The sequence below is a fragment of the Nocardioides sp. CCNWLW239 genome (assembly GCF_037137035.1).
Classification (GTDB): Bacteria; Actinomycetota; Actinomycetes; order Propionibacteriales; family Nocardioidaceae; genus Nocardioides.
The window spans coordinates 1-22,130 of record NZ_JBBBNW010000009.1; the positions used below are offsets into that span (position 1 = coordinate 1).

The 22,130-nt window shown below is 69.6% G+C and carries 17 protein-coding genes and 1 rRNA gene; 10 read left to right on the forward strand and 8 right to left on the reverse strand.

Annotated elements, in window-relative coordinates; genetic code table 11:
• From rrf to WBG06_RS24715, 3 genes are all read left to right on the forward strand, one after another.
• A 5S ribosomal RNA gene (gene rrf / locus WBG06_RS26535) occupies window positions 1-76 on the forward strand; the annotation flags it as partial.
• Between the two features lie 111 nt (window positions 77-187).
• Window positions 188-1,297 carry a tetratricopeptide repeat protein gene (locus tag WBG06_RS24710; protein WP_336740192.1) on the forward strand — a complete coding sequence of 370 codons (1,110 nt, stop codon included), beginning with the start codon at window positions 188-190 and terminating at the stop codon, window positions 1,295-1,297.
• A 204-nt stretch (window positions 1,298-1,501) separates the two neighbouring features.
• Window positions 1,502-2,032, forward strand: coding sequence for a DUF3145 domain-containing protein (locus tag WBG06_RS24715; RefSeq protein ID WP_442945503.1), 531 nt, complete (start codon window positions 1,502-1,504; stop codon window positions 2,030-2,032).
• Between the two features lie 109 nt (window positions 2,033-2,141).
• Here WBG06_RS24715 and WBG06_RS24720 read toward each other — a convergent pair whose 3' ends face one another.
• From WBG06_RS24720 to aceE, 6 genes are all read right to left on the reverse strand, one after another.
• Window positions 2,142-3,410, reverse strand: a complete 1,269-nt coding sequence (locus tag WBG06_RS24720) for a beta-ketoacyl-[acyl-carrier-protein] synthase family protein (RefSeq protein ID WP_336740194.1) — start codon at window positions 3,408-3,410, stop codon at window positions 2,142-2,144.
• 95 nt (window positions 3,411-3,505) lie between these two features.
• A complete protein-coding gene (locus WBG06_RS24725; protein ID WP_336740195.1) occupies window positions 3,506-3,757 on the reverse strand; it encodes an acyl carrier protein in 252 nt (83 codons plus the stop codon).
• A 55-nt stretch (window positions 3,758-3,812) separates the two neighbouring features.
• Window positions 3,813-4,799 (reverse strand): beta-ketoacyl-ACP synthase III, encoded by a 987-nt coding sequence (locus WBG06_RS24730; RefSeq protein WP_336740197.1) that lies wholly within the window; start codon window positions 4,797-4,799, stop codon window positions 3,813-3,815.
• The gene (locus WBG06_RS24735; protein WP_336740199.1) at window positions 4,796-5,779 is read right to left on the reverse strand and encodes an ACP S-malonyltransferase; all 984 of its coding nucleotides are present in this window, start codon (window positions 5,777-5,779) and stop codon (window positions 4,796-4,798) included. The genes WBG06_RS24730 and WBG06_RS24735 overlap by 4 nt, the downstream gene beginning before the upstream one ends.
• 79 nt (window positions 5,780-5,858) lie before the next feature.
• Window positions 5,859-7,046 carry a PucR family transcriptional regulator gene (locus WBG06_RS24740; RefSeq protein ID WP_336740201.1) on the reverse strand — a complete coding sequence of 396 codons (1,188 nt, stop codon included), beginning with the start codon at window positions 7,044-7,046 and terminating at the stop codon, window positions 5,859-5,861.
• A 109-nt stretch (window positions 7,047-7,155) separates the two neighbouring features.
• The gene (aceE, locus tag WBG06_RS24745) at window positions 7,156-9,891 is read right to left on the reverse strand and encodes a pyruvate dehydrogenase (acetyl-transferring), homodimeric type (RefSeq protein WP_442945504.1); all 2,736 of its coding nucleotides are present in this window, start codon (window positions 9,889-9,891) and stop codon (window positions 7,156-7,158) included.
• Window positions 9,892-10,080: 189 nt separating this feature from the next.
• Between aceE and WBG06_RS24750 the strand changes: the two genes are divergently transcribed.
• Window positions 10,081-10,974, forward strand: coding sequence for a carbohydrate kinase family protein (locus tag WBG06_RS24750; protein ID WP_336740205.1), 894 nt, complete (start codon window positions 10,081-10,083; stop codon window positions 10,972-10,974).
• Here WBG06_RS24750 and WBG06_RS24755 read toward each other — a convergent pair.
• Both WBG06_RS24755 and WBG06_RS24760 read right to left on the reverse strand, forming a co-directional pair.
• Complete coding sequence (locus WBG06_RS24755) at window positions 10,971-11,945, reverse strand: NAD(P)/FAD-dependent oxidoreductase (protein ID WP_336740207.1); 975 nt, start codon at window positions 11,943-11,945, stop codon at window positions 10,971-10,973. The genes WBG06_RS24750 and WBG06_RS24755 overlap by 4 nt on opposite strands.
• Entirely contained in the window at window positions 11,942-13,018 is a 1,077-nt protein-coding gene (locus tag WBG06_RS24760) for a glutamate-cysteine ligase family protein (protein WP_336740209.1), read from the reverse strand. The genes WBG06_RS24755 and WBG06_RS24760 overlap by 4 nt, the downstream gene beginning before the upstream one ends.
• An 88-nt stretch (window positions 13,019-13,106) precedes the next feature.
• On the opposite strand from WBG06_RS24760, the gene WBG06_RS24765 reads away from it, so the two are divergent.
• The 6 genes from WBG06_RS24765 to WBG06_RS24790 all read left to right on the forward strand — a co-directional run bounded on the left by WBG06_RS24765 (window position 13,107) and on the right by WBG06_RS24790 (window position 21,983).
• Complete coding sequence (locus WBG06_RS24765; protein ID WP_336740211.1) at window positions 13,107-13,880, forward strand: siderophore-interacting protein; 774 nt, start codon at window positions 13,107-13,109, stop codon at window positions 13,878-13,880.
• Window positions 13,881-13,952: 72 nt separating this feature from the next.
• Window positions 13,953-16,913, forward strand: a complete 2,961-nt coding sequence (locus tag WBG06_RS24770) for an alpha-mannosidase (RefSeq protein ID WP_336740213.1) — start codon at window positions 13,953-13,955, stop codon at window positions 16,911-16,913.
• A gap of 109 nt (window positions 16,914-17,022) precedes the next feature.
• Window positions 17,023-18,432, forward strand: coding sequence for an FAD-binding oxidoreductase (locus WBG06_RS24775; RefSeq protein WP_336740215.1), 1,410 nt, complete (start codon window positions 17,023-17,025; stop codon window positions 18,430-18,432).
• A 41-nt stretch (window positions 18,433-18,473) separates the two neighbouring features.
• Window positions 18,474-19,793: an MFS transporter gene (locus WBG06_RS24780; protein ID WP_336740217.1), complete on the forward strand. Its 1,320-nt coding sequence runs from the start codon at window positions 18,474-18,476 to the stop codon at window positions 19,791-19,793.
• An 84-nt stretch (window positions 19,794-19,877) separates the two neighbouring features.
• Window positions 19,878-21,437, forward strand: coding sequence for a TIGR03767 family metallophosphoesterase (locus tag WBG06_RS24785; protein ID WP_336740219.1), 1,560 nt, complete (start codon window positions 19,878-19,880; stop codon window positions 21,435-21,437).
• A gap of 132 nt (window positions 21,438-21,569) precedes the next feature.
• On the forward strand, window positions 21,570-21,983 hold the full coding sequence (locus WBG06_RS24790; protein WP_183546232.1) for a DUF3052 domain-containing protein: 414 nt from the start codon (window positions 21,570-21,572) through the stop codon (window positions 21,981-21,983).
• The last annotated feature ends 147 nt before the right edge of the window (window positions 21,984-22,130 follow it).

Here is a 22,130-nt window from a genome sequence, read left to right on the forward strand (position 1 = left end):
GAACCCGGAAGTCAAGCCCTTCAGCGCCGATGGTACTGCAACCGAGAGGCTGTGGGAGAGTAGGACGCCGCCGGACAAAATTTCAGGTAGAGGCCGCCCATTTGGGCGGCCTCTACTGCTTTTACCAGCGAATGATCTGGGGATCGTTCGAAGTCGGCTGCCAGAGGCAGCAGTGAGGATGGCAGCTATGGCTGACGAGCGCCGTAGCAACAGAGGCGGTAAGCCCGCCGGACGCCCGGGGCGTCCGAAGAGCTCATCAGGTTCGTCCGCCGGCGGCCGCGGAGGCCGATCGGGCGGCGGCCGGCCGGGGACCGGCGCAGGCCGCAGCAGCGACCGTCGCGATGGTGGCGGCCGCGGAGGCGAGCAGCGTCGCGACGGCGCTCGCGGCGGAGACCAGCGCCGTGATGGTGGCCGGGGCGGCGACGAGCGCCGCGACGGCAAGCCGTCGACCGGGCGCGGTGGCCCCCGTGCCGGTGGCCGCTCTGACGCTACGAAGCGCGGTGGCAGCGGTGACCGCAAGGGCGGCTACTCCAAGGACCGCGGCGGCAAGCCCGGTGGCAAGCCGCAGCGTCGTTTCGACGAGCCGCGCGAGGAGCGTACCGCCGACCAGCGTGCCTATGACGGCCCGGTGCTGCCGGAGGAGGTGACCGGCAAGGAGCTGGACCGAGCGATCGCGGCTCAGCTGCGCGGTCTGCCCGAGAAGCTCGCGGCGCGCATCGCCCGTCACCTGGTCGCAGCGGACATGTTCATCGACTCCGACCCGGAGCTGGCCTATCAGCACGCGAAGGCGGCGAAGTCGCGTACGCAGCGGATCGCAGTGATTCGCGAGGCGCTGGGAGAGGCCGCCTACGCGGCTGGCCACTACTCCGAGGCGCTCGCCGAGCTGCGGGCCGCGAAGCGGATGAACGGCGCGACGGCATACCTCCCGATCATGGCCGACTGCCACCGCGCGCTCGGTCAGCCGGAGCAGGCGATCAAGCTCGCCCACAGCCCGTCCGTGGCGAACTTCGAGGCGCCGGCGAAGGCAGAGATGACGATCGTCGAGGCCGGTGCCCGCCGGGACATGGGGCAGTACGACGCAGCCCTGCGGATCCTCGAGCAGTCGCCGCTCAACAACAAGAGCCGCGAGGCCTGGGTGGTGCGGTTGCGCTACGCCTACGCTGACACGCTCCAGGACGCCGGGCGCGACAAGGACGCCCTGACCTGGTTCCACCGCACCTACGCGATCGACGCCGACGAGATCACCGACGCCGCGGCGCGGGCGGAGGCGCTCGAGAAGACGGTCGAGAGGGACTGAACCCCTCGAAGCACGCAGGCGGTGGCGCCCGGCACATGTGTCGGGCGCCACTGGCCGTTTTTGCCCGGTACTGGAGATCCTGGGCCGGGTAGGTAAGAATGGATCGTACAACTACATCCATGTGATCCACCGAAGTGTTTCCTTCACGCATGATCGAGCCCGCTGGGGAAGGCGTAGCTCGCGCCGCAACGAAGGAGATATTCGGTGACCACTCAGATCAAGGACCCGAGCGCCTCGCGTGGCATCGCCCGAGGCGTTGTGTTCGTGCATTCGGCTCCCTCCGCGCTCTGCCCTCACATCGAATGGGCCGTCGCGGGGGTTCTCGGCGTGCCGGTGAACTTCGACTGGACGCCGCAGCCGGCTCAGGCGGGCACCTACCGCGCCGAGCTCTTCTGGTCCGGTGCGATCGGTTCTGCGGCGGCGATCGCTTCGGCGCTGAAGGGCTGGACGCATCTGCGCTTCGAGGTCACCGAGGACGGCACACCGACCTCTGAGGGGGCGCGTTACTCCTTCACCCCGGACCTCGGTGTCTTCCACGCCATGACCGGGTTGCACGGCGACATCGTGATCCCCGAAGACCGTCTCAAGGCCGCGGTCGTGAAGGCTGCCCTCGGAGACACCACGCTCGAGCTCGAGGTCGACAAGCTCCTCGGCAAGCCGTGGGACGACGAGCTGGAGACGTTCCGCCACGCGGGCGAGGGTGCCCCCGTGCGCTGGCTGCACCAGGTCGTCTGAGCGACCCGTCGGCCGCAGAGCACGGTCGACAACAACGCCGAGTCGGCGCGTCATGACGCGCCGACTCGGCGTTGTTTAGGTCAAGATGCGCCGACTCGGCGCTGGGTCATCAGATGCTTCCGTAGACGACCGCGACGTTTGCTCCACCGAAACCGAAGGAGTTGTTGAGAGCGGCGATGTCGCCGACCGGAAGGTCGCGGGCCTTGGTGGCGATGTCGAGCTCGACCGCGGGGTCGAGGTTGTCGAGGTTGATCGTCGGCGGCGACTGGCGGTGGTGGATGGCCAGCACGGTCGCGACGGTCTCGAGGGCGCCGGCACCACCGAGCAGGTGCCCGGTCATGGACTTGGTCGAGGTGACCACGACGTTCTCGACGTGCTTGCCGAGCGTGGCGTGGAGCATGAGGCCCTCGGCGATGTCGCCCTGCGGGGTGGAGGTCGCGTGGGCGTTGACGTGGACGATCGTGCTCGGGTCGATGTCGCCGTCCTCGAGCGCCCGCTTGATGGCGCGGCTGCCGCCGCGACCCTCCGGGTCGGGCTGGGCGATGTCGTGGGCGTCGGCGGTCACGCCGGCGCCGAGCACCTCGGCGTAGATCCGGGCGCCGCGGGCCTGGGCGTGCTCGAGCGTCTCGAGGACGACGATGCCCGCACCTTCACCGAGGACGAAGCCGTCGCGACCGGTGTCCCAGGGGCGGCTGACCGCGGTCGGGTCGCCACCGTCGGGTCCGGAGGCGGTCTTGGACAGGGCCATCATGTTGGCGAAGGCGGCCATCGGCAGCGGGTGGATCGCGGCCTCGGTGCCACCGGCGATGACGACGTCGGCGCGGCCGAGGCGGATCTGGTCGGCGGCCAGGGCGATCGCCTCGGAGCCGGAAGCACAGGCAGAGATCGGGGTCTGAGCCGCGGCGCGAGCGCCGTAGGCCAACGAGATGTTGGCTGCCGAGGCGTTGGCCATCAGCATCGGGACGGCCAGCGGGCTGACCCGACGCGGGCCCTTGGCGAGCAGCGTGTCGTAGTTGTCGAGCAGGGTGGTCACACCACCGATACCGGTAGCGACGGCGACGCCGAGGCGCTCCCCGTCGAGGCCTGCCTCGGTCGCCGTGCCCTCGAAGCCGGCGTCCTTCCAGGCCTCGGCCGCAGCGACCACAGCGAACTGCGCGGAGCGGTCCAAGCGCCGGGCCTTGACCCTCTCCAGAACCTCGGACGGCTCGACGGCGACACGGCCGGCGATGCGTACGGGAAGGTCCTGGGCCCACTCCTCGGTGAGCTCGCGGATGCCGGAGCGGCCGGCGATCAAGGCATCCCAGGTGGTGGCTACGTCTCCGCCGACCGGGTTGGTGGTGCCCAATCCGGTGACAACGACTCGGGTGCGGCTGCTCATGTGGTCTCCGTGGTGGGGTGGTTGGCGCGTTGGGATCAGGTGATGAAGGGTCCGGCGGCCCGGCCTGGGAGGGTTGGCCGAGCCGCCGGGGCGCGTCAGGCGCTCGCGGAAGCCTTCTCGATGAAGCTCACCGCGTCGCCGACGGTCTTGAGGTTCTTGACCTCCTCGTCGGGGATGGAAACGCCGAACTTCTCCTCGGCAGCAACGACGACCTCGACCATGGACAGCGAGTCGACGTCGAGGTCATCGACGAAGGACTTGTCCAGCTGAACGTCGTCGACGTCGATGCCGGCGACCTCGTTGACGATCTCGGCGAGGTCGGAGCGGATCTCTTCGGTGGTGGGCATGTGTGGTGGTTCCTCTCGGATTTCTGTGTGCTGAAACTGTGGTGGTGATGCAGGACTAGGGGATCACGACGACCTGGGCGGCGTACACCAGGCCTGCGCCGAAGGCGATCAGCAGCGCGGTGTCGCCCGACTGCGCCTGGCCCTCGTCGATCATCCGCTCGAGGGCGAGCGGGACCGAGGCGGCTGAGGTGTTGCCTGCCGTGGCGATGTCGCGTGCGATCTTGACCGTCGGAGGAAGCTTCATCGAACGCGCCAGGGCGTCGACGATGCGCATGTTGGCCTGGTGCGGTACGAAGCAGTCGAGCTCGTCAGCGGTGATCCCCGCCTTCTCGAGCGCCTCCCGGCCGACCTCGGCCATCGCGTAGGAGGCCCAGCGGAAGACCGGGTTGCCGAGCATCCGCAGCCACGGAGTCTCCTTGGCCGCGGTCGCGTCGAACCAGTCAGCGGTCTGGATGTGGTCGGCCTTGTCACCGGAGGAGCCCCATACGACCGGGCCGATGCCGGGCTCGTCGCTCGGACCGACGACCGCCGCACCGGCACCGTCGGCGAAGATGAAGGCGGTGCCTCGGTCGTGCGGGTCGGTGATGTCGGAGAGCCGCTCGACGCCGATGACGAGCACGTGGCGGGCGCTGCCGCCGCGTACGAAGTCGTTGGCCATCGCGATGCCGTGGCAGAAGCCGGCACAGGCCGCGGAGACGTCGAACGCGGCCGGGTGGTCGGCGCCCAGCTCGTCGGCGATCAGCGCGGCGACCGCGGGGGTCTGACGCATGTGGCTGACGGTCGCGACGATCACGCAGTCGATCTGGTCGATGCCGATCCCGGCATGCTCGAGCGCCTTGCGTGAGGCGGCGACCGACATCGCCTGAACCGTCTCCTCCTCGGTCGCCCAGCGACGCTCGGTGATGCCGGAACGCGTCCGGATCCACTCGTCGGAGGAGTCGATCAGGTCGACGATCTCGCTGTTGGGGACCACCCGGCTCGGGCGGTAGCCGCCGACGCCGAGGATGCGGGCGTACGGCGAACCGGTCGGGGCTGAGATCACGAGTGCTGTGCTCCTGTCTCCCCGTGCTTCTCCACGAAGGCGCGGGCGTCATCGAGCTGGTCGGGGGTCTTGAGAGCGAACGTCTCGACGCCCTTCAGGGCACGCTTGGCGATGCCGGTCAGGGTGCCGGCGGGCGGCATCTCCAGGATGCCGGTGACGCCCATGTCGGCCATGGTGTCGAGGCAGAGGTCCCAGCGCACCGGGTTGGCGATCTGGCCGACGATGCGGTCCAGCGCCTCGGCGCCGTCCTGCACGATCTGGCCATCCTTGTTGCTGATCAGGCGCGTACGCGGGTCGTGGGTCGAGACGCTCTGGGCCAGCCGGGCGAGGTGGCCGACGGCGGGCTCCATGTGGCTGGTGTGGAAGGCACCGGCGACGCTGAGCGGCATGAGCCGGGCCTTGGCGGGCGGCTCGGCCGCGAACGCCTCGAGCTGCTCGAGCGTGCCCGCGGCGACGATCTGGCCGGGACCGTTGTCGTTGGCGGGGGTGAGGCCGTGCTTCTGGATCGCGGCGAGCACCTCGTCGCGTACGCCACCGAGGACCGCGGTCATGCCGGTCGGCGTCTTCGCGGCGGCCTCCGCCATCGCCTTGCCGCGCTCGCGGACGAGCACCATCGCCTGCTCGGCGCTGATCGCGCGAGCACCTGCAGCAGCGGTGATCTCCCCGACGCTGTGGCCGGCGACGGCGCCGATCTTCGCGAAGGCGTCCGAGGGCTGCGGGCAGAGCTGGAGAGCCGCGACCAGGCCGGTGGCGACCAGCAGCGGCTGGGCGATCTCGGTGGCGCGGATGGTCTCTGCGTCGGCATTGGTGCCGTAGTCGATCAGGTCGATGCCTGCGACGGTCGAGAGCCACTCCATACGAGCGGCGAAAGCGGGGTCCTCCAACCACGGGGTGAGGAATCCTGGTGTCTGAGCACCTTGTCCTGGGGCGACAATGACGAGCACGGAACGATAGTCCCGTCTGGAGGGGTGTCGGAGCACCTTCAGCGACGACGAATATCTGTCCCGCAATCTTGTAGGTGTCCTACAAGATTCGCGAAACGTGTGTGCGCGCTCACTCTCAGTGGTCCTGTTGCCGGCCGAGGATCAGCGCGACCTGCAGGGCGAGGGCGTCGCGGGAGTCGGTGGGGAGGAACCCGGTGAGCTCGGCGACCTGCTTGAGCCGGTAGCGCACGGTGTTGGGGTGCACGAACAGCGTGCGGCCGGTGGCCTCCAGGCCGCCGCCGGCGGCGAAGTAGGCAGCCAGCGTCTCGATCAGGGTGCTGCGAGCCTCCACCAGCGGCCGGTAGAGATGCTCGATCAGGTAGCGATGGGCCCACGCGTCGCCGGCCAGGGCACGCTCGGGCAGGAAGGCCTGGCTCATCGCCGGGCGGGGCGCATCGGGCCACCCCGGCGCCGCTCGATAGGCCGAGAGCGCGGCCCGGGCGGAGTCGGCAGCGGTCGCCAGCCCGGACGCCACCGGCCCCACCACGACGGGGCCGTCGGCGAAGAGGTCGGCGATCCGGCCGGCGGCCTCCAGCGGATCGTCGACGCCACCGAGCAGCGCGACGAGCCGGTCACCCTGGACCGCGCACAGGCTGTGGAGGTCGTGGACGCGGGCGCGGCGGCGTACCTCCTCCATGGCGGCGTCGAGGCCGATCCCCTCAGGGGCGTGACCCAGCACCGCGCACAGCTGCAGGTCGGCGTCCCAGCCGAGCGCGCTGGCACGGGAGAGGACGACCTCGTCGGTCTCGGCGCGCAGGACGGCGTCGACCACGAGCGCCTCGAGTCGAGCGTCCCAGGCGCCCCGCTGCTCGGCTGCGCGGGCGTAGACCTCGGCGGTGGCGAAGGCGACCTCGCGGGCGTAGCGGCCGATCGCCTCGTGCACGTCTGCGGCGTCCTCCGGGCCCAGGAGGTGATCGATGTTGGCCTCGACGACCTCGATCGAGAGCCGCACCAGGTCGACGGTCTGCTGGAGGGTGATGATGCCGGTCAGCGCACGGGGCGCGACCCCGAACATCGACGCGGCCAGGTCGGGTTTGGCGGTGTCGGCGGAGGCGCCGCCGGCGTACCAGCCGACGAACTCCTTGATGCCCGCCTGGACGATCAGGCCGACCAACGAGCGGTTCTTCGCGGAAAGGTCCTTGAACCAGGGCATCGCGTCGTCCATGCGTGACGTCGCGGCCGTTGCCAGCCGGCCGGTAGCGCGCCGCAGCGCCTGCGCGGTGCGCTGACGGGTGGGAGGGATCACTGCGGTCACGTTGTCCATTCTTGCGCTTAGTACATCTGATGACATGCCGAGTCGGCGCATCCGACCCCTCTGGCTCGCGTCGCTTCGCCAGACACGGGGTCAGATGCGCCGACTCGGCGCCACGATTTCAGGCGTCCCCGCCCTCCTGCATGATGCCCCTCGCGGCGGTCGGGTCGTCGATGCGGTAGGCGTCGAAGGCCTTCTTCACCAGGGAACCGTCGATCTCGCCGGCCTCGGCCAGGGCCTGGAGGGCCTGGACGACGACCGACTGGGCGTCGATCTGGAAGAAGCGACGCGCGGCCGGGCGGGTGTCGGCGAAGCCGAACCCGTCGGCACCCAGGACGCGGTAGTCGTCGGGCACCCAGCGGGCGATCTGCAGCGGGACGGCTCGCATGTAGTCGGAGACCGCGATGACGGGGCCGTTGGACGCCGAGAGCTTCTCGGTGACGTAAGGCGTGCGCGGGGTCTCGCCCGGGTGGTTGAGGCTCCACTGCTCGGCGTCGATGGCGTCGCGAGCGAGCTCGTTCCACGAGGTGACCGACCAGGTGTCGGCCTTGACGCCCCACTCCTCCTCGAGGAGGCGGGCCGCCTCCTCGATCCACGGGTAGCCGACGCCCGAGGCGAGCAGGCGGACCCGGGGGCCCTCGCCCGAAGCGGTCGAGACCTGGTGGATGCCCTTCAGGATGCCCTCGACGTCGACGCCCTCGGGCTCCTTGGGCTGGCTGACCGGCTCGTTGTAGACGGTCAGGTAGAAGATGACGTCCTCGCCGTTCGGGTGCTTCTCCGAGGTGCCGTACATCCGCTCGAGGCCGCTCTGCATGATGTGCGAGACCTCGTAGGCGAAGGCGGGGTCGTAGTGCACGACCGCCGGGTTGGTCGCCGCCAGCAGCGGGGAGTGACCGTCGGCGTGCTGGAGGCCCTCACCGGTCAGCGTGGTGCGACCGGCGGTGGCGCCGATCAGGAAGCCGCGGCCCATCATGTCGGCCATCGCCCAGATGGAGTCGCCGGTGCGCTGGAACCCGAACATCGAGTAGAAGATGTAGAACGGGATCATCGGCTCGCCGTGGGTTGCGTACGCCGTGCCGGCAGCGGTCGCCGACGCCAGCGCCCCCGCCTCGGAGATGCCCTCGTGGAGCAGCTGGCCCTGCGCGGACTCCTTGTAGGAGAGCAACAACTTCCGGTCGACCGACTCGTACTGCTGGCCGCCCGGGTTGTAGACCTTCGCGCTGGGGAACATCGCGTCCATGCCGAAGGTGCGGTATTCGTCCGGCGCGATCGGGACGATGCGCTTGCCGATCTCCGGGTCACGCATCCAGTCCTTGAGGAGCCGGACGGTGGCCATCGTGGAGGCGATCTTGTTCTTGCCGGAACCCTGCTTGAGCTCGGAGTAGACCTTGTCGCCCGGGAGGGTGAGGGGCTTGAACTCGACCCGACGCTGGGGGAGCGGGCCGCCGAGCTGCTTGCGGCGCTCCATCATGTATTCGATCTCGGCCGACTCCGGACCCGGGTTGAAGAACGGTGCCGCGCCGGTCTGCTCGTAGGTCGCCTCGAGCTCCTTGTCGGAGATCGGCAGGAGCAGACGGTCGCGGAACTTCTTCAGGTCCGCCATGGTCAGCTTCTTCATCTGGTGGGTGGCGTTCTTGCCCTCCAGAGCGTCGATCGTCCAGCCCTTGATGGTGTGGGCCAGGATGACGGTCGGCTGCCCGACGGTCTTGGTGGCCGCGTCGAAGGCCGCGTAGACCTTGCGGTAGTCGTGGCCGCCGCGGGGCAGCTTGCGGATCTGCTCGTCGCTCATCTGCTCGACCATCTTGCGCAGGCGCGGGTCGGAGCCGAAGAAGTTCTCCCGGACGTAGGCACCGGTCTCGACCGAGTAGGTCTGGAACTGGCCGTCGGGGGTGGAGTTCATCTTGTTGACCAGGACGCCGTCGACGTCCTTGGCGAGCAGCTGGTCCCACTCGCGGCCCCAGATGACCTTGATGACGTTCCAGCCGGCACCGCGGAAGTTGGACTCCAGCTCCTGGATGACCTTGCCGTTGCCGGTCACCGGGCCGTCGAGCTGCTGCAGGTTGCAGTTGACCACCCAGACGAGGTTGTCGAGCTCCTCGCGGGCGGCGACGCGGATCGCGCCGAGCGACTCGGGCTCACCCATCTCGCCGTCGCCGAGGAAGGCCCACACGCGCTGGTCGGAGGTGTCCTTGATGCCGCGGTTCTGCAGGTAGCGGTTGAACCGCGCCTGGTAGATCGAGTTGATCCCGGTCAGACCCATCGAGACCGTCGGGAACTCCCAGAAGTCGGGCATCAGACGGGGGTGCGGGTAGGACGAGATGCCCTGACCGACGCCGTGCTGCACCTCCTGGCGGAAGCGGAACAGCTGCTCCTCGTTGAGCCGGCCCTCGAGGAAGGCACGCGCGTAGATGCCGGGGGAGGCGTGGCCCTGGATGAAGACCTGGTCGCCGCCGCCGGGGTGGTCCTTGCCGCGGAAGAAGTGGTTGAAGCCGACCTCGTAGAGGCTCGCGGAGGACTGGTAGGTGGCGATGTGGCCGCCCACCTCGAGGCCCTTGCGGTTGGCGGAGGAGACCATGACGGCGGCGTTCCAGCGGATGAAGGCGCGGATGCGTCGCTCGATGTCCTCATCGCCCGGGAACCACGGCTCGCGGTCGGAGGGGATGGTGTTGATGTAGTCGGTGCTCCGCAGCGCCGGGACACCGACGGACTGCTCGCGGGCGCGCTCCAGCAGGCGCAGCATGACGTAGCGGGCCCGCTCGCGCCCGTTCGACTCGATCATCGCATCGAACGAGCCCAGCCACTCACTGGTCTCCTCGGGATCGATGTCCGGAAGCTGGGTCGGTAGACCCTCGTGGATTACGGTCGGCTGGGCGGGGGTCGGGCCCTGCGGACCACCAGTCGTCTCGGTGGATTCTTCGGTCACATCCTCAATGGTCGCACGCGGTCGAGAGCGGTTGCTCACCCGCGGTGGGTTACTGGACAGTAGGCGATTTCTGCTGGTCAACCCCGAAAATTCCTGGGTACGCCGAGTTGCTACTCTGCCGCCGTGACCAGCCTGGATCGTGACAATGCCGTTGCCGACGTTTTGGTGGTAGGCGAGGCCCTGGTCGACGTGGTCACCACGGCCGACGGCGTGACCCAGGAACATCCCGGCGGAAGCGGCGCCAACGTCGCCGTCGCGCTGGGCCGGCTGGGCCGTCCGGTGCGCTACGCGGCCTCCTTCGCCGACGACGCCCGCGGCCAGGCGCTGGCCGCCCACCTGGCCGGATCCGGGGTGCGGATGGCGTGCGACCCGCACGTGCTGGCCCGCACCTCGACCGCTCAGGCCACGATCACGGACGACGGCTCGGCGACGTACGTCTTCGACCTGGAGTGGAGGCTTGGCGAGGTCACGGTCGGGACGCCACGGTTCGTCCACATCGGCTCGCTCGCGCCGGTGCTCTCGCCGGGAGCCGAGACGGTCTTCGCGCTGCTCGACGGGCTCCCCGAATCCGTCCGGGTCCTCTACGACATCAACATGCGGCCCACGCTGACCGGAACGGGCCCGGAGATCGTCTCGCGGATCGAGCGGGCCGCGGCGTACGCCGACGTGGTCAAGGCGAGCGACGAGGACCTGGAGACGCTCTACCCCGGTCTCGGGCTCGACGACGCGGCGGCTCGGCTGCTCGGGCTCGGAGCCGGAGCGGTCGCGGTGACCCGCGGCGGTGACGGCGCCAGCTGGATCACCACCTCCGAGCGGATCGACGTCTCGGCCGAGAAGGTGACGGTCGTGGACACCATCGGCGCCGGGGACACCTTCTCCGCGGGCCTGGTCGACGCGCTCTGGGAGGACTTCGACCGCGACCGGCGCGAGGTGCTCGCTCATGGAGTCAGGGCGGCTGCCGTCACCGTCTCCCGTGCCGGAGCCAACCCGCCGACCCGGGCCGAGCTCGGGTCCTAGGGAGCCAGCCGCTCGGCGAGCGTACGTCCCAACCAGGCCGCGGAGCGGATGGCGCTGCCGCAGTTGGCGATGAGGAGACCAGGGGTGGGTTCGTCGACCACGAGGGTCTTCTGCGCGGTGTCGACGCCCCAGAGGATGTCGTCGACGCGGGCATCGCGGAGCCAGGGAAGCGTCGCGGCGAGCCCACGGTCGAGGATCGTCGTCCAGTGGTCGACCGGTCCCGAGGTGTCGTCGTCCTCCACGATGTCCTCCTGGCCGACCAGGACCCTGAGGCGACCGTCGACGAGCTTGACGAAGACGTAGCCGAAGCCGTCGCCGACCGGCACGATCGTGTGCGGCATCTGCTCGCGCTCGGGCGGCACCGGGAGATCCAGGACGAAGAGCTGGCGCTTCTCCGGCGTCGCACTGGTCTGCGGGAAGACCGATGCGTTCGCCGCGCCCATCGCACCGAGGACCCGTGCGGCGCGGATGGTGCCGCGAGCGGTCTCGACGACGTGGCCGGGCCCGTCAGGACGTACGCCGGTGACGGCTGCGCCATCGATGAACTGCACCCCCAGTTCCTGGGCCTGATCGCGCAGCAGCCCGACCAGACGCGTCGCGGAGACGTTGATCGCGGGAATGAGCTCGCCGGTGTGGAGCAGGTGGTAGGGGTTCTCGAGCATCGCCAGATCCGCGTCGGATGTGACCCCGCGGATGAACTTCTCCGTCTCGGTCGTCATCTCGCGCTTGACCGGATCCGGCCAGGTCCAGCGGATGCTGCCGCCGGAGTAGCGGTAGGTCGCGAGGTTGGCCGGGTCGTCCTCGGGGTCGAGGTCGAGCACCACCACCCGCAGGTCCGGCCTGGCCAGGAAGTAGGCCGTCGCGGCGCCGATCGGGCCGGCTCCGCAGATCACCACATCGGCCTGTGCGAGCTGAGTCACGAGTTGGTCAGCCTTCATGTCGTCGGGCAGGTCGGCGGGCTGATCGGTCAACGAAGTCCTTCCGGGAGGTACATCAGGCCGGTGCGCGAATGTGCGTCCAGCAGGTTATCGGCCGGTGTGCGTCCCTCGCTCAGGAACTGGTCCAGACAGTCCAGGTGCCCGGCCTCGGGCATCCCGGCGAGCGCCCGGCGGGCGGCGGTGAGCACCTCGCGCGCGCCGCTTGCGATCTCCGGGTCCGCCAGCGCCGCAGTGGCGGCACGTTGGTGCAGGTCACGGCTGGGAGCGTCGGCAATCCCGGGGAGCTCGTCGGTGAGACAGACCCCCAGCGTGAGCGCCGCGCCGGCGAGCAGGAGGTCGCGGGAGAGGAAGGCGTCGAAGGCCTTGAACTCGATGCGTCCCTCCTCTCGTGGGATCCGAGGCTTGTGCACCATCGTCGGATCGCCCAGGGGAGCGTCCACGAAGCAGCGCGCCGCGACCCGCCTCCAGGTGCGCTCGTAGGTGCGCTTGCTGGGGCCTCGCCACGGACCTCCGGCGTGGAAGGGCGAGCTGAAGCTGAACGGCACCATGAACGGGCTGTAGTAGGTCAGCCGCCGGGTCACCTCGACGACCTCGCTCGCGGAGAGCTCCGGGAACGAGAGGTTGATGTCGGGGCCGTAGCTCAGGTTGGAGACCTCCGCGTGGTCGTACTCCCGGTGCTCGGCCCGCATCTGCTGCTCCCACGCGTTGAGCGGTGGGTCGAGGACGTACGCCTCCCGGACCGGGTTGAAGCCGACGATGCCCAGGCGCAGGCCGAGGGGGTCGAGACGTGCGGTGAGATCGCCCTGCAGGTCGATCAGCCGGTCGGCGGCCTCGGCGGTGCCGGTGCAGACGGGGGTGCGGATCTCGACGCCCTTGACCAGCATCGTGGTGAAGGTGCCGTCGGTGCTGAACCGTTCGTCGCCCTCGAGATACCAGTAGCCGCTCTTGATGCCGAGGTCACCGCGTACGAGGTTCTCGTCGGAGGTGCCGGAGCCGTCGGCGAGCGCGCTCTGGAGAGCTGCGAAGTCGAGGTCGGTGAAGTCGTGGAAGGTGCCGTCACGGTCGACCAGGGCGTACTCGAACTCGAACCCGGTGGAGTAGAGCACGACGCAACTCTAGGGGGGTCTCGACAAGCTCGACCACCGTTTGTCCACCTTCAGCGGCATTTCTCGAGAATTAGGTTAGGCTCCCCTCATGTTTCGCGCGGTCAAGCCGGAGACAAAGCCGGACACGCGGGTCGTGGTCACCGCGACCCGACGCCTCAGTGCGGGGATGACCCGGGTCTACTTCCGGGCCGAGGACATGGCCGCATTCGTCGGCAGCGTGTGCACCGACCGGTTCCTGCGACTGGAGATCCCGGTCGGTGACGGCTCGACGGCCTGCCGCACCTACACCGCGCTGGAGCCGTCGGTCGCCGACGGGACCCTGGCGGTCGACTTCGTGCACCACGGGGACGAGGGTGTCGCCGGGCGCTGGGCGGCGACGGCGGGCCCGGGTGATGTGCTCACGGTGCGGGGGCCGGGCGGGACGTACGCTCCGGACCCGACTGCCGACTGGCACCTGCTCGTCGGAGACGAGTCCGGTCTGCCCGCGATCCGGGCGGCGCTGGCGGTGCTGCCTCCCGACGCGGTGGGCTACGCGGTGATCGAGGTCCCCTCCGCCGAGCATGTCCAGCAGGTCCAGGCTCCGGCCGGGGTCGTCGTGCGCTGGCTGGACGCCACCGTCGACCCGCCCCTCGACGCCGTCGTGCGCGAGCTGCCCTGGCTGGTCGGCCGGGTGCATGCGTTCGTGCACGGCGAGGCCGAGATGACGATGCAGCGGATCCGTCCCTACCTGCTGCGCGAGCGTGGGGTGCCGCGCGGTGACGTGTCGATCTCCGGCTACTGGCGCCGTGGGAACAACGAGGACAGCTTCCGTACGTGGAAGCGCACGCAGTCGGTCGATCGCCAGGTCGCGTACGCCCGCTGACGTCCGTTGTCGTACCCACCCGATGCCCGTACGGTTCTCCGGAGGTGACCTCGAGGGACGGGACGGCCGCGCATGCACGACGACGTAAATCTCACCGAAGGCCGGGTGAGCCGGGTGCTCGCGGAGCGCTTGTGGCCGGCCGTGCATTCGCTCTCGGCGCCCGTCGACGTCGAGTGGCACGAGCTCCCCGGGGAGCCGATCCCTCCGGCGGAAGGACTCGCGCTGGACTTCGTCCCTGTCGACGTCGGCACCGACTGGGGCCCGGCCTGGAGGACGACCTGGTTCCACATCACCGGGAGCGTGCCGACGGAGTGGTCAGGGCGTCGAGTCGAGCTCGTCTGCGACCTCGGCTTCGACGTCAGCCGGCCCGGTTTCCAGTGCGAGGGGCTCGTCTACACACCCGCCGGAGAGCCGGTCAAGAGCCTCAACCCGCGCAACCAATGGGTGCTGGTGGCCGAGGAGGCGACCGGGGGTGAGGAGGTCGAGCTCTTCGTGGAGGCGGCGGCGAACCCGCTGCTGCTCGAGCACCACCCGTTCCTGCCGACGCGGGAGGGCGACATCGAGACCTCGTCACCGACGAAGCTCTACAGGACCCGCAGGATCGAGCTGGCCGTCTTCGAGCACGAGGTCTTCGAGCTCTGCCTCGATCTGGAGACCCTCCACGAGCTGCAGGTCGAGCTGCCGGAGGGGCCGCGGAAGTCTCGGATCCTGCAGGCGATCGACGACGCACTCGACCGGGTCGACCTGCAGCGGATCCCGGAGACGGCGGCAGCGGCACGCGCGGCTCTCACCGGAGTCCTCGAGGCCACCGCCCACGACTCCGCCCATCAGATCGCCGCGATCGGTCACGCCCACATCGACTCCGCCTGGCTGTGGCCGGTCCGCGAGACGATCCGCAAGGTCGCCCGCACGACCTCGTCGATGACCGAGCTGCTCGCCGAGGACCCCGACTTCCGCTACGGGATGTCGAGCGCTCAGCAGTACGCGTGGCTCGAGGAGCACCGTCCCGAGGTCTACGCCAAGGTCAAGGCCGCGGTCGCCGAGGGCCGCTTCATCCCGCTCGGCGGCATGTGGGTCGAGTCCGACACCACGATGCCGTCGGGGGAGTCGCTGGTGCGGCAGTTCCTCTACGGCCAGCGGTTCTTCGAGAGCGAGTTCGGGATCCGCTGTCGAGGGGTGTGGCTCCCGGACTCCTTCGGCTACAGCCCGGCGCTGCCGCAGCTGATGAAGCGGGCCGGGTTCGAGTGGTTCTTCACCCAGAAGATCTCCTGGAACCAGGTCAACCGGTTCCCCCATCACACCTTCGAGTGGGAGGGCATCGACGGGTCCCGGATCCTGAGCCACTTCCCGCCGATGGACACCTACAACTCCCGGCTCTCCGGCTCGGAGGTGGCCAAGGCCGCCCGGCAGTTCCGCGAGAACCGAGTCGCCACCGGGTCGATCGCGCCCGTGGGCTGGGGCGACGGCGGTGGCGGCACGACCCGCGAGATGGCCGGCAAGGCTCGGCGTCTGCGCGATCTGGAAGGCTCCGCCCAAGTGGCCTGGCGCCATCCCGACGACTTCTTCGCCGAGGCGCGGGAGGAGCTGGCCGAGCCGCCCGTATGGGTCGGCGAGCTCTACCTCGAGCTCCACCGCGCCACCCTCACCTCCCAGCACCTGACCAAGCAGGGCAACCGGCGCTGCGAGCACCTGCTCGTCGAGGCCGAGCTGTGGTCGGCCACCGCCTCGGTTCGCGGTCTGCTCGACTACCCCTACGACGAGCTGGACGCCCTGTGGAAGCAGGTCCTGCTCCAGCAGTTCCACGACATCCTGCCGGGTACGTCGATCGCCTGGGTCCACCGCGAAGCGGCCGCGCAGTACGCCCGGGTCGCCGAGGCCGCCGAGGCACTCATCGAGCGCGCGCTCGCGGCGCTCACCGGCGAGGGGACGGTCGCGCTGCGCGCCGACGGGCGCGCCGGGTCTGTCGTGCCGGCCGAGCCTGTGGCGGCGGTCTCCGTGGTCGAGAAGAACGGGACGTACGTCCTGGAGAACGGCGTCATCGAGATCACCGTCTCCGCGGCGGGTCTGGTCACCTCGGCGATCGACCTGGCGACCGGGCGCGACGCGATCCCGGCCGGCGCCGAGGCCAACCTGCTGCAGCTCCATCAGGACTTCCCGAACATGTGGGACGCCTGGGACGTCGACCGGTTCTACCGGAACCGGGTCACCGATCTGCGCGAGGTCACCTCGATCGAGATCACCGCCGACGGCCTGGTCGTCGAACGGCCGATCTCGTCCGAGTCGTCCACCACCCAGACCCTCTCGCTGGCCCCCGGCTCGCGGGTGCTGGACATCGCGCAGAGCACCGAGTGGCACGAGACCGAGAAGTTCCTCAAGGTCGCCTTCCCGCTCGACGTCAAGGCCGAGCAGACGCTCGCCGAGACCCAGTTCGGCTACCAGCGCCGCCCGACCCATACCAACACGTCCTGGGAGGCGGCCAAGTTCGAGACCTCGATGCACCGCTGGGTCCTGGCCCAGGAGCCTGGGTTCGGGGTGGCGCTGGTCAACGACTCGACGTACGGCTTCGACGTGACGCGGCCGACGGCGGTCACCACCGAGGTGCGGCTCTCGCTGCTGAGAGCGCCGCGCTTCCCCGACCCGGAGACCGACCAAGGGGTGCAGACCCACCGTTACGGACTGGTGGTCGGTGCTGACGTCGCGTCTGCGACCGAAGCGGGCACGGCCCTCAACACGCCTCCTCGCCAGGTCACGGGCGCTCACGCGGTCGAGCCGCTGGTGACCGTCTCCGGTGAGGGTCTGGTGCTCTCCAGTGTGAAGCTCGCCGCCGACCGTTCCGGCGACCTCGTGGTGCGGGTCTACGAGTCTCACGGGGCGCGCACGATGGGGGAGGTGCGGGTCGCGGGCAGCGTCGGTCGGGTTGCCTCGGTCTCGCTCCTGGAGGACTCGGGTGACCCGGTCGAGACGGCGGGAGGGACGGTCGCGCTCCGTCTGGGGGCGTTCGAGGTGCGGACGCTGAGGTTCCGGCGGAGCTGAGGGCATGGAGCCGGGCCGGCCCGGCGTTGTGCAACTGCACCGTTCCGCGTCGGGAAGATGCGGCATTTCGTGATTGCTGACACCTGTTGCCCACCGAGACGCTGGTCACATGCCAAGCGCCGTACAGGAACCCCACGTCGCCGCCGTCGAGATCGGTTCGCAGCTGGTCGCCGAGCTCGGCGACGGTGTCGTGACCACCGACCCCGACGTGCTCGCGACCTTCTCCCACGACCAGGCACGGTTCTGTGAGGCAGGCGTCCCGGCAGCGTTGGTCCGGGCTCGCTCGACCGAGGACGTCTCGGCGACCCTGCGACTGGCTCACGCGGCCGGGATCCCGGTCGTCCCCCAGGGCGCGCGTACGGGTCTCGCGGGCGGCGCGAACGCCGTCGACGGCTGCATCCTGCTCAACCTGGAGCGGATGAACCGCATCCTGCGCATCGACACCGGTGAGCAGATCGCCGTGGTCCAGCCCGGGGTCGTCAACGCGGACCTCTCCCGTGCGGTCGGCGAGCATGGCCTGTTCTACGCCCCGGACCCAGCGTCCTGGGAGAGCTCGACCATCGGGGGCAACGTCGCCACGAATGCCGGCGGCCTGTGCTGCGTCAAGTACGGCGTCACCGGTGACTCGGTCCGGGCCCTCGAGGTGGTGCTGGCCGACGGCTCGGTCATGCGCACCGGGCGGACCACCGCCAAGGGCGTCGCCGGATACGACCTCACCAGTCTCTTCGTCGGCTCCGAGGGGACGCTGGGTGTCATCACCGAGGTCGTCGTCGCGCTGAGACCCGCACCGGTGCCGCCGCTGACGGCGGTCGCGATCTTCACCGACATCGCCGCGACGTGCGACGCCGTCAGCGACTTCATGGCCACCGGCGTACGGCCGTCCCTGCTCGAGCTGATGGACGGCCCGACGATCAAGGTCGTCTCCGCCTACCGGGACCTGGGCTTCCCCGAGAAGACCGGGGGAGTGCTCATCGCGCAGTCCGACGACCCCGACCGGGCTGCGGCCGATCTGGAGGTCTTCGCCGAGGTCTGCCGCAGCCACGGCGCCGAGGAGGTGGTCGTCGCGGACGACCCCGCTGAAGGCGAGCTCCTCATCGCCGCCCGCCGGCTCGTCGGCCCCGCCCACGAGCCGTTGGGCGTCTGCCTCGTCGACGACGTCTGCGTCCCGCGGGCCCGGCTGGCCGACCTGCTGCGCGGCGTGGAGGAGATCGGTGCCACGTACGAGGTCCTGGTGACCTGTGCCGGCCACGCGGGCGACGGCAACATGCATCCCGGCGTCGTCTTCGACCCCACCGACAAGGCTGCCGCCGAGCGTGCCTGGGATGCATTCGGCGCCATCATGCAGCTCGGCCTCGACCTCGGCGGCACGATCACGGGCGAGCACGGGGTCGGACTCCTCAAGCGGTCGTGGCTGGCGACCGAGCTCGGAGACGTCGCGCTCGCGACGCAACGGTCGATCAAGAGCACGCTCGATCCGCGCAACATCCTCAACCCCACCAAGGTGCTGCCCCTTCGGTGACGCGTCCATCGCCACGACGGAACGACAGACAAGGATCCCCCATGACCACCACCTCCACCTTCGGCACGACGCCGGCTCCGCCCACGGAGAACGATGTACGCAGGATCGTCGCCGCGGCGTACGTCGGCACTGCCCTCGAGTGGTACGACTACTTCCTCTACGGAACCGCCGCCGCGATCGTCTTCGCCGGGCTGTTCTTCCCGACCGAGAACGCCGCGACCGCAGCCATGGTGGCGCTGCTCAGCTTCGGCATCGGGTTCGTCGTCCGCCCGCTGGGCGCCGTGCTCTTCTCCCACATCGGCGACCGCTACGGCCGGCGCGCAGCACTGATCGGCACGATCGTCGTCATGGGCGTTGCCACCGGGGCCATCGGCCTGCTGCCGACGTACGCCGCCATCGGTATCGCGGCACCCGTCCTGCTCACCCTGATGCGGGTGCTGCAGGGGCTCTCGGCTGGTGGCGAATGGGGCGGCGCGACGCTCATGGCGCTGGAGTATGCGCCGGAGGAGAAGCGCGCCCGCTACGCGTCGATGGTGCAGCTCGGCTCGCCCACGGGAACCGTGCTGTCCTCCGCGGCGTTCATCTTGGCCTCGATGCTGCCTGAGGACGCCTTCCTGTCGTGGGGATGGCGGGTCCCGTTCCTGGTGGCGTTCTCGCTCCTCGCCCTGGCCCTCTACCTTCGGATGAAGGTCGAGGAGACCCCGCTGTTCAAGCAGCTCGTCGCCGCCGAGCAGCGGGAGAAGCTCCCGGTCGTCGAGACCTTCCGTACGGCCTCCGGACGCCTCTTCGTGGGTGCGGCGATGTATTTCATCGGCACCGCGGCGTTCTTCATCATGACCACCTTCATGATCAGCTACATCACCTCGAGCCTGGGCCTGCCCAAGTCGCTCGCGCTCGCCAGCACGATCGTGGGCGCCTTCGCGCAGATGGCCGTCCTCGTCTACTTCGGCCGGCTGGCGGACCGCATCGGTGCGGCCAAGGTCAACATCCTGGGTTCTGCGGTCACGGTGGTCGCGGCCTTCCCGGTGTTCTGGCTGGTCGACACCAGGGTCCCGGCCCTGGTCCTTCTCGGCGTGACCCTCGGCATCGCCTGCATCTCGATCCCGTACTCCGCGATCGGACCGGCCCTGTCCAGCCTCTTCCCGGCACACCTCCAGTACAGCGGTGTCGCGCTGTCGGCGAACTTCTCCAACGTGCTGGCCGGTTTCATGCCCTTCATCGCCACCTGGGCCTTCGCTGCTGCCGGCGACAGGTCGTGGGCGCCCGCCGGGCTCCTGGCGCTGGTGGCACTGATCAGTCTCGCCGGGTCGATCGCCAGCGACAAGCTCCAGCGACCGGTCCGGGTCGAGGAGGTGTTGTAGGTCGGGGCCGCGAGGACCTGGTGTCGGGGAGTATCGTTCGCCCTCGACCGCGGCGGCCGGTCCCGAGGAGAAGAGGCGGCGTAGATGGGTGTCACGAGCGAGAGCGGACGGATCGTCGCGGGAGGCCGGAAGGGCCCCTACGTACGTCTGGCCGAAGGCCCGCAGGAACGCCACGTCTCGCGCACCGAGCTGGCCCGGAAGCCGGAGAAGCTGGGTGACCCGATCCTCACCGTCGCGCACCTGTCCGACATGCACGTCTGCGACCACCAGTCGCCGGCCCGGGTCGAGGTCCTGGACCGGCTGAAGGACCCCGACAGCACGACCCGGGACCTGATCGAGCAGGTCGGGACCTACCGCGCGCAGGAGCTGCTGACCGCCCAGGTCGGCGCGGCGATGGTCGAGGCGGTGAACGAGATCACCGAGGGCCCCGTCGGTGGTGGTCCGCTCGACCTGGCGATCGCGACCGGCGACAACACCGACAACGGGCAGTACAACGAGCTCGACTGGTATCTGACCCTGCTCGACGGCGGCCGGCTGACTCCCGACTCCGGCGACATGCTGCACTACGAGGGCGTCGCCACCCTGCCCGACAAGCGCTTCTGGCACCCGCAGGGCGAGACGTACGACATGCGCCGCGGTGACCTCGGCTTCCCGCTCGTCCCCGGGCTGCTGAAGGCCGTACGTCGCGCCATCGACTCACCCGGGCTGGAGGTGCCGTGGCTGGCCGTCAACGGCAACCACGATGCGCTGCTGCAGGGCACCGTGCCGGGCAGCACCGCCATCGGCGAGGTCGCGGTCGGTGAGCTGAAGGCGATCGCGATGCCCGAGCACTGGACCGACGAGGCCAAGGCGAAACTCATCACCGGCCTGATCTCCGGCGATCCCGCGGCGTTCGGGATGCTGGCCGAGCTGGAGCCGTACGAGGTGACCGCCGACCGCCGCCGGCGCCAGACCACGCTGCAGGAGTTCATCGACTCCCACGTGCACGACGAGGCCAAGCCGGCCGGGCACGGTTTCAAGGCCGGGGGCGAGCCCTACTACCGCTACGACGTCAACGACGAGGTCACCTTCGTCGTCCTCGACACGGTCAACCCGGCCGGTGGCTTCGAGGGGTCGATCGACGCCGAGCAGCTCGAGTGGCTCGATGCCGTGCTCGCCTCCACCGACTACGACGAGCGGCTCGCGGTGATCGCCAGCCACCACGACGTGGCCTCGCTGGTCAACGACATGAGCGGCTCCGGAGGGGGCCGGCGGGTGCTCGGCGACGAGATCGAGCAGACCGTCTCGAGGCATGAGAGCGCGGTCCTCTGGCTCAACGGGCACACGCACCGTACGGCGGTGAAGCCTCGTGGCTCCTGGTGGGAGGTCACCGCGCCGTCCCTGATCGACTGGCCGCAGCAGGGCCGTGTCGTCGAGCTCATCTCCGACGGAGACGTACTCACCATCGCCACCACCATGCTCGACCATGCCGGTCCCGCCCGGTGGAGCGGCTCGATCGATGAGGTCGGCCATCTCGCCTCGCTCTCCCGCGAGCTGGCCGCCAACGACTGGCAGGGACCGCAGGTTCCTCTCGCCGAGCACCCGTGGGCCGGGACGGCTCAGGATCGCAACGTACTGCTCCATCTGCTCGATCCGAGGGCCTGAAAACAGGTGCGACACGCCGTTATCTAGCGCACGACAGGCGGTTGGGGTTGCGTGGACCAGCGTTCTCCGCTGGACTACCACCAACGAAGTCCGTGCAAGCGGCGTGGACATCAAGCTTTGGAGGAACGACACGTGAGCTCGACCGCAGCCACAGGGCCTGCGGACCGGCTGGGCCTCAAGTCCGGCATGGTCATCCAGGAACTGGGCTGGGACAACGACACTGATGACGAGCTGCGGGTCGCCATCGAAGACTCCGTCGACGCAGATCTGGTCGACGGCGACTACGGCAACGTGGTCGACGCGGTGCTGCTGTGGTGGCGCGACGACGACGGCGACCTCGTCGACGGTCTCGTCGACGCGCTGACCGACCTCGTCGGTGGCGGCGTCATCTGGCTGCTGACGCCGAAGGTGGGCCGCCCTGGTGCGGTCGACGCGGCCGACATCGCCGAGGCGGCGCCCATCGCCGGACTGTCCCAGACCACCACCGCATCTGTGAGCAAGGACTGGGCCGCCACGCGTCTGCTGGCGCCGAAGACTCCTGCCTGATGACCGCGATTCTCGGGATCGCAGGCATCCTCGGAGGCCCCGTGTGAGTGAGCATGGGGGAGCGATCCACGGAATTAGTGCGACGCAGTGTCCGCATTCTGGTTCCTTTTCTACGGGGGCGGCATCCCCACGTGGCTAGACTTCCGA

Excerpts from the sequence above, each read along its gene's own strand:
- WBG06_RS24710 (WP_336740192.1), top strand. The coding sequence starts at position 188 with ATGGCTGACGAGCGCCGTAGCAACAGAGGCGGTAAGCCCGCCGGACGC.
- WBG06_RS24720 (WP_336740194.1), bottom strand. The coding sequence starts at position 3,410 with ATGAGCAGCCGCACCCGAGTCGTTGTCACCGGATTGGGCACCACCAAC.
- WBG06_RS24725 (WP_336740195.1), bottom strand. The coding sequence starts at position 3,757 with ATGCCCACCACCGAAGAGATCCGCTCCGACCTCGCCGAGATCGTCAAC.
- WBG06_RS24740 (WP_336740201.1), bottom strand. The coding sequence starts at position 7,046 with ATGGACAACGTGACCGCAGTGATCCCTCCCACCCGTCAGCGCACCGCG.
- WBG06_RS24765 (WP_336740211.1), top strand. The coding sequence starts at position 13,107 with ATGTTTCGCGCGGTCAAGCCGGAGACAAAGCCGGACACGCGGGTCGTG.
- WBG06_RS24770 (WP_336740213.1), top strand. The coding sequence starts at position 13,953 with ATGCACGACGACGTAAATCTCACCGAAGGCCGGGTGAGCCGGGTGCTC.
- WBG06_RS24775 (WP_336740215.1), top strand. The coding sequence starts at position 17,023 with ATGCCAAGCGCCGTACAGGAACCCCACGTCGCCGCCGTCGAGATCGGT.
- WBG06_RS24780 (WP_336740217.1), top strand. The coding sequence starts at position 18,474 with ATGACCACCACCTCCACCTTCGGCACGACGCCGGCTCCGCCCACGGAG.
- WBG06_RS24785 (WP_336740219.1), top strand. The coding sequence starts at position 19,878 with ATGGGTGTCACGAGCGAGAGCGGACGGATCGTCGCGGGAGGCCGGAAG.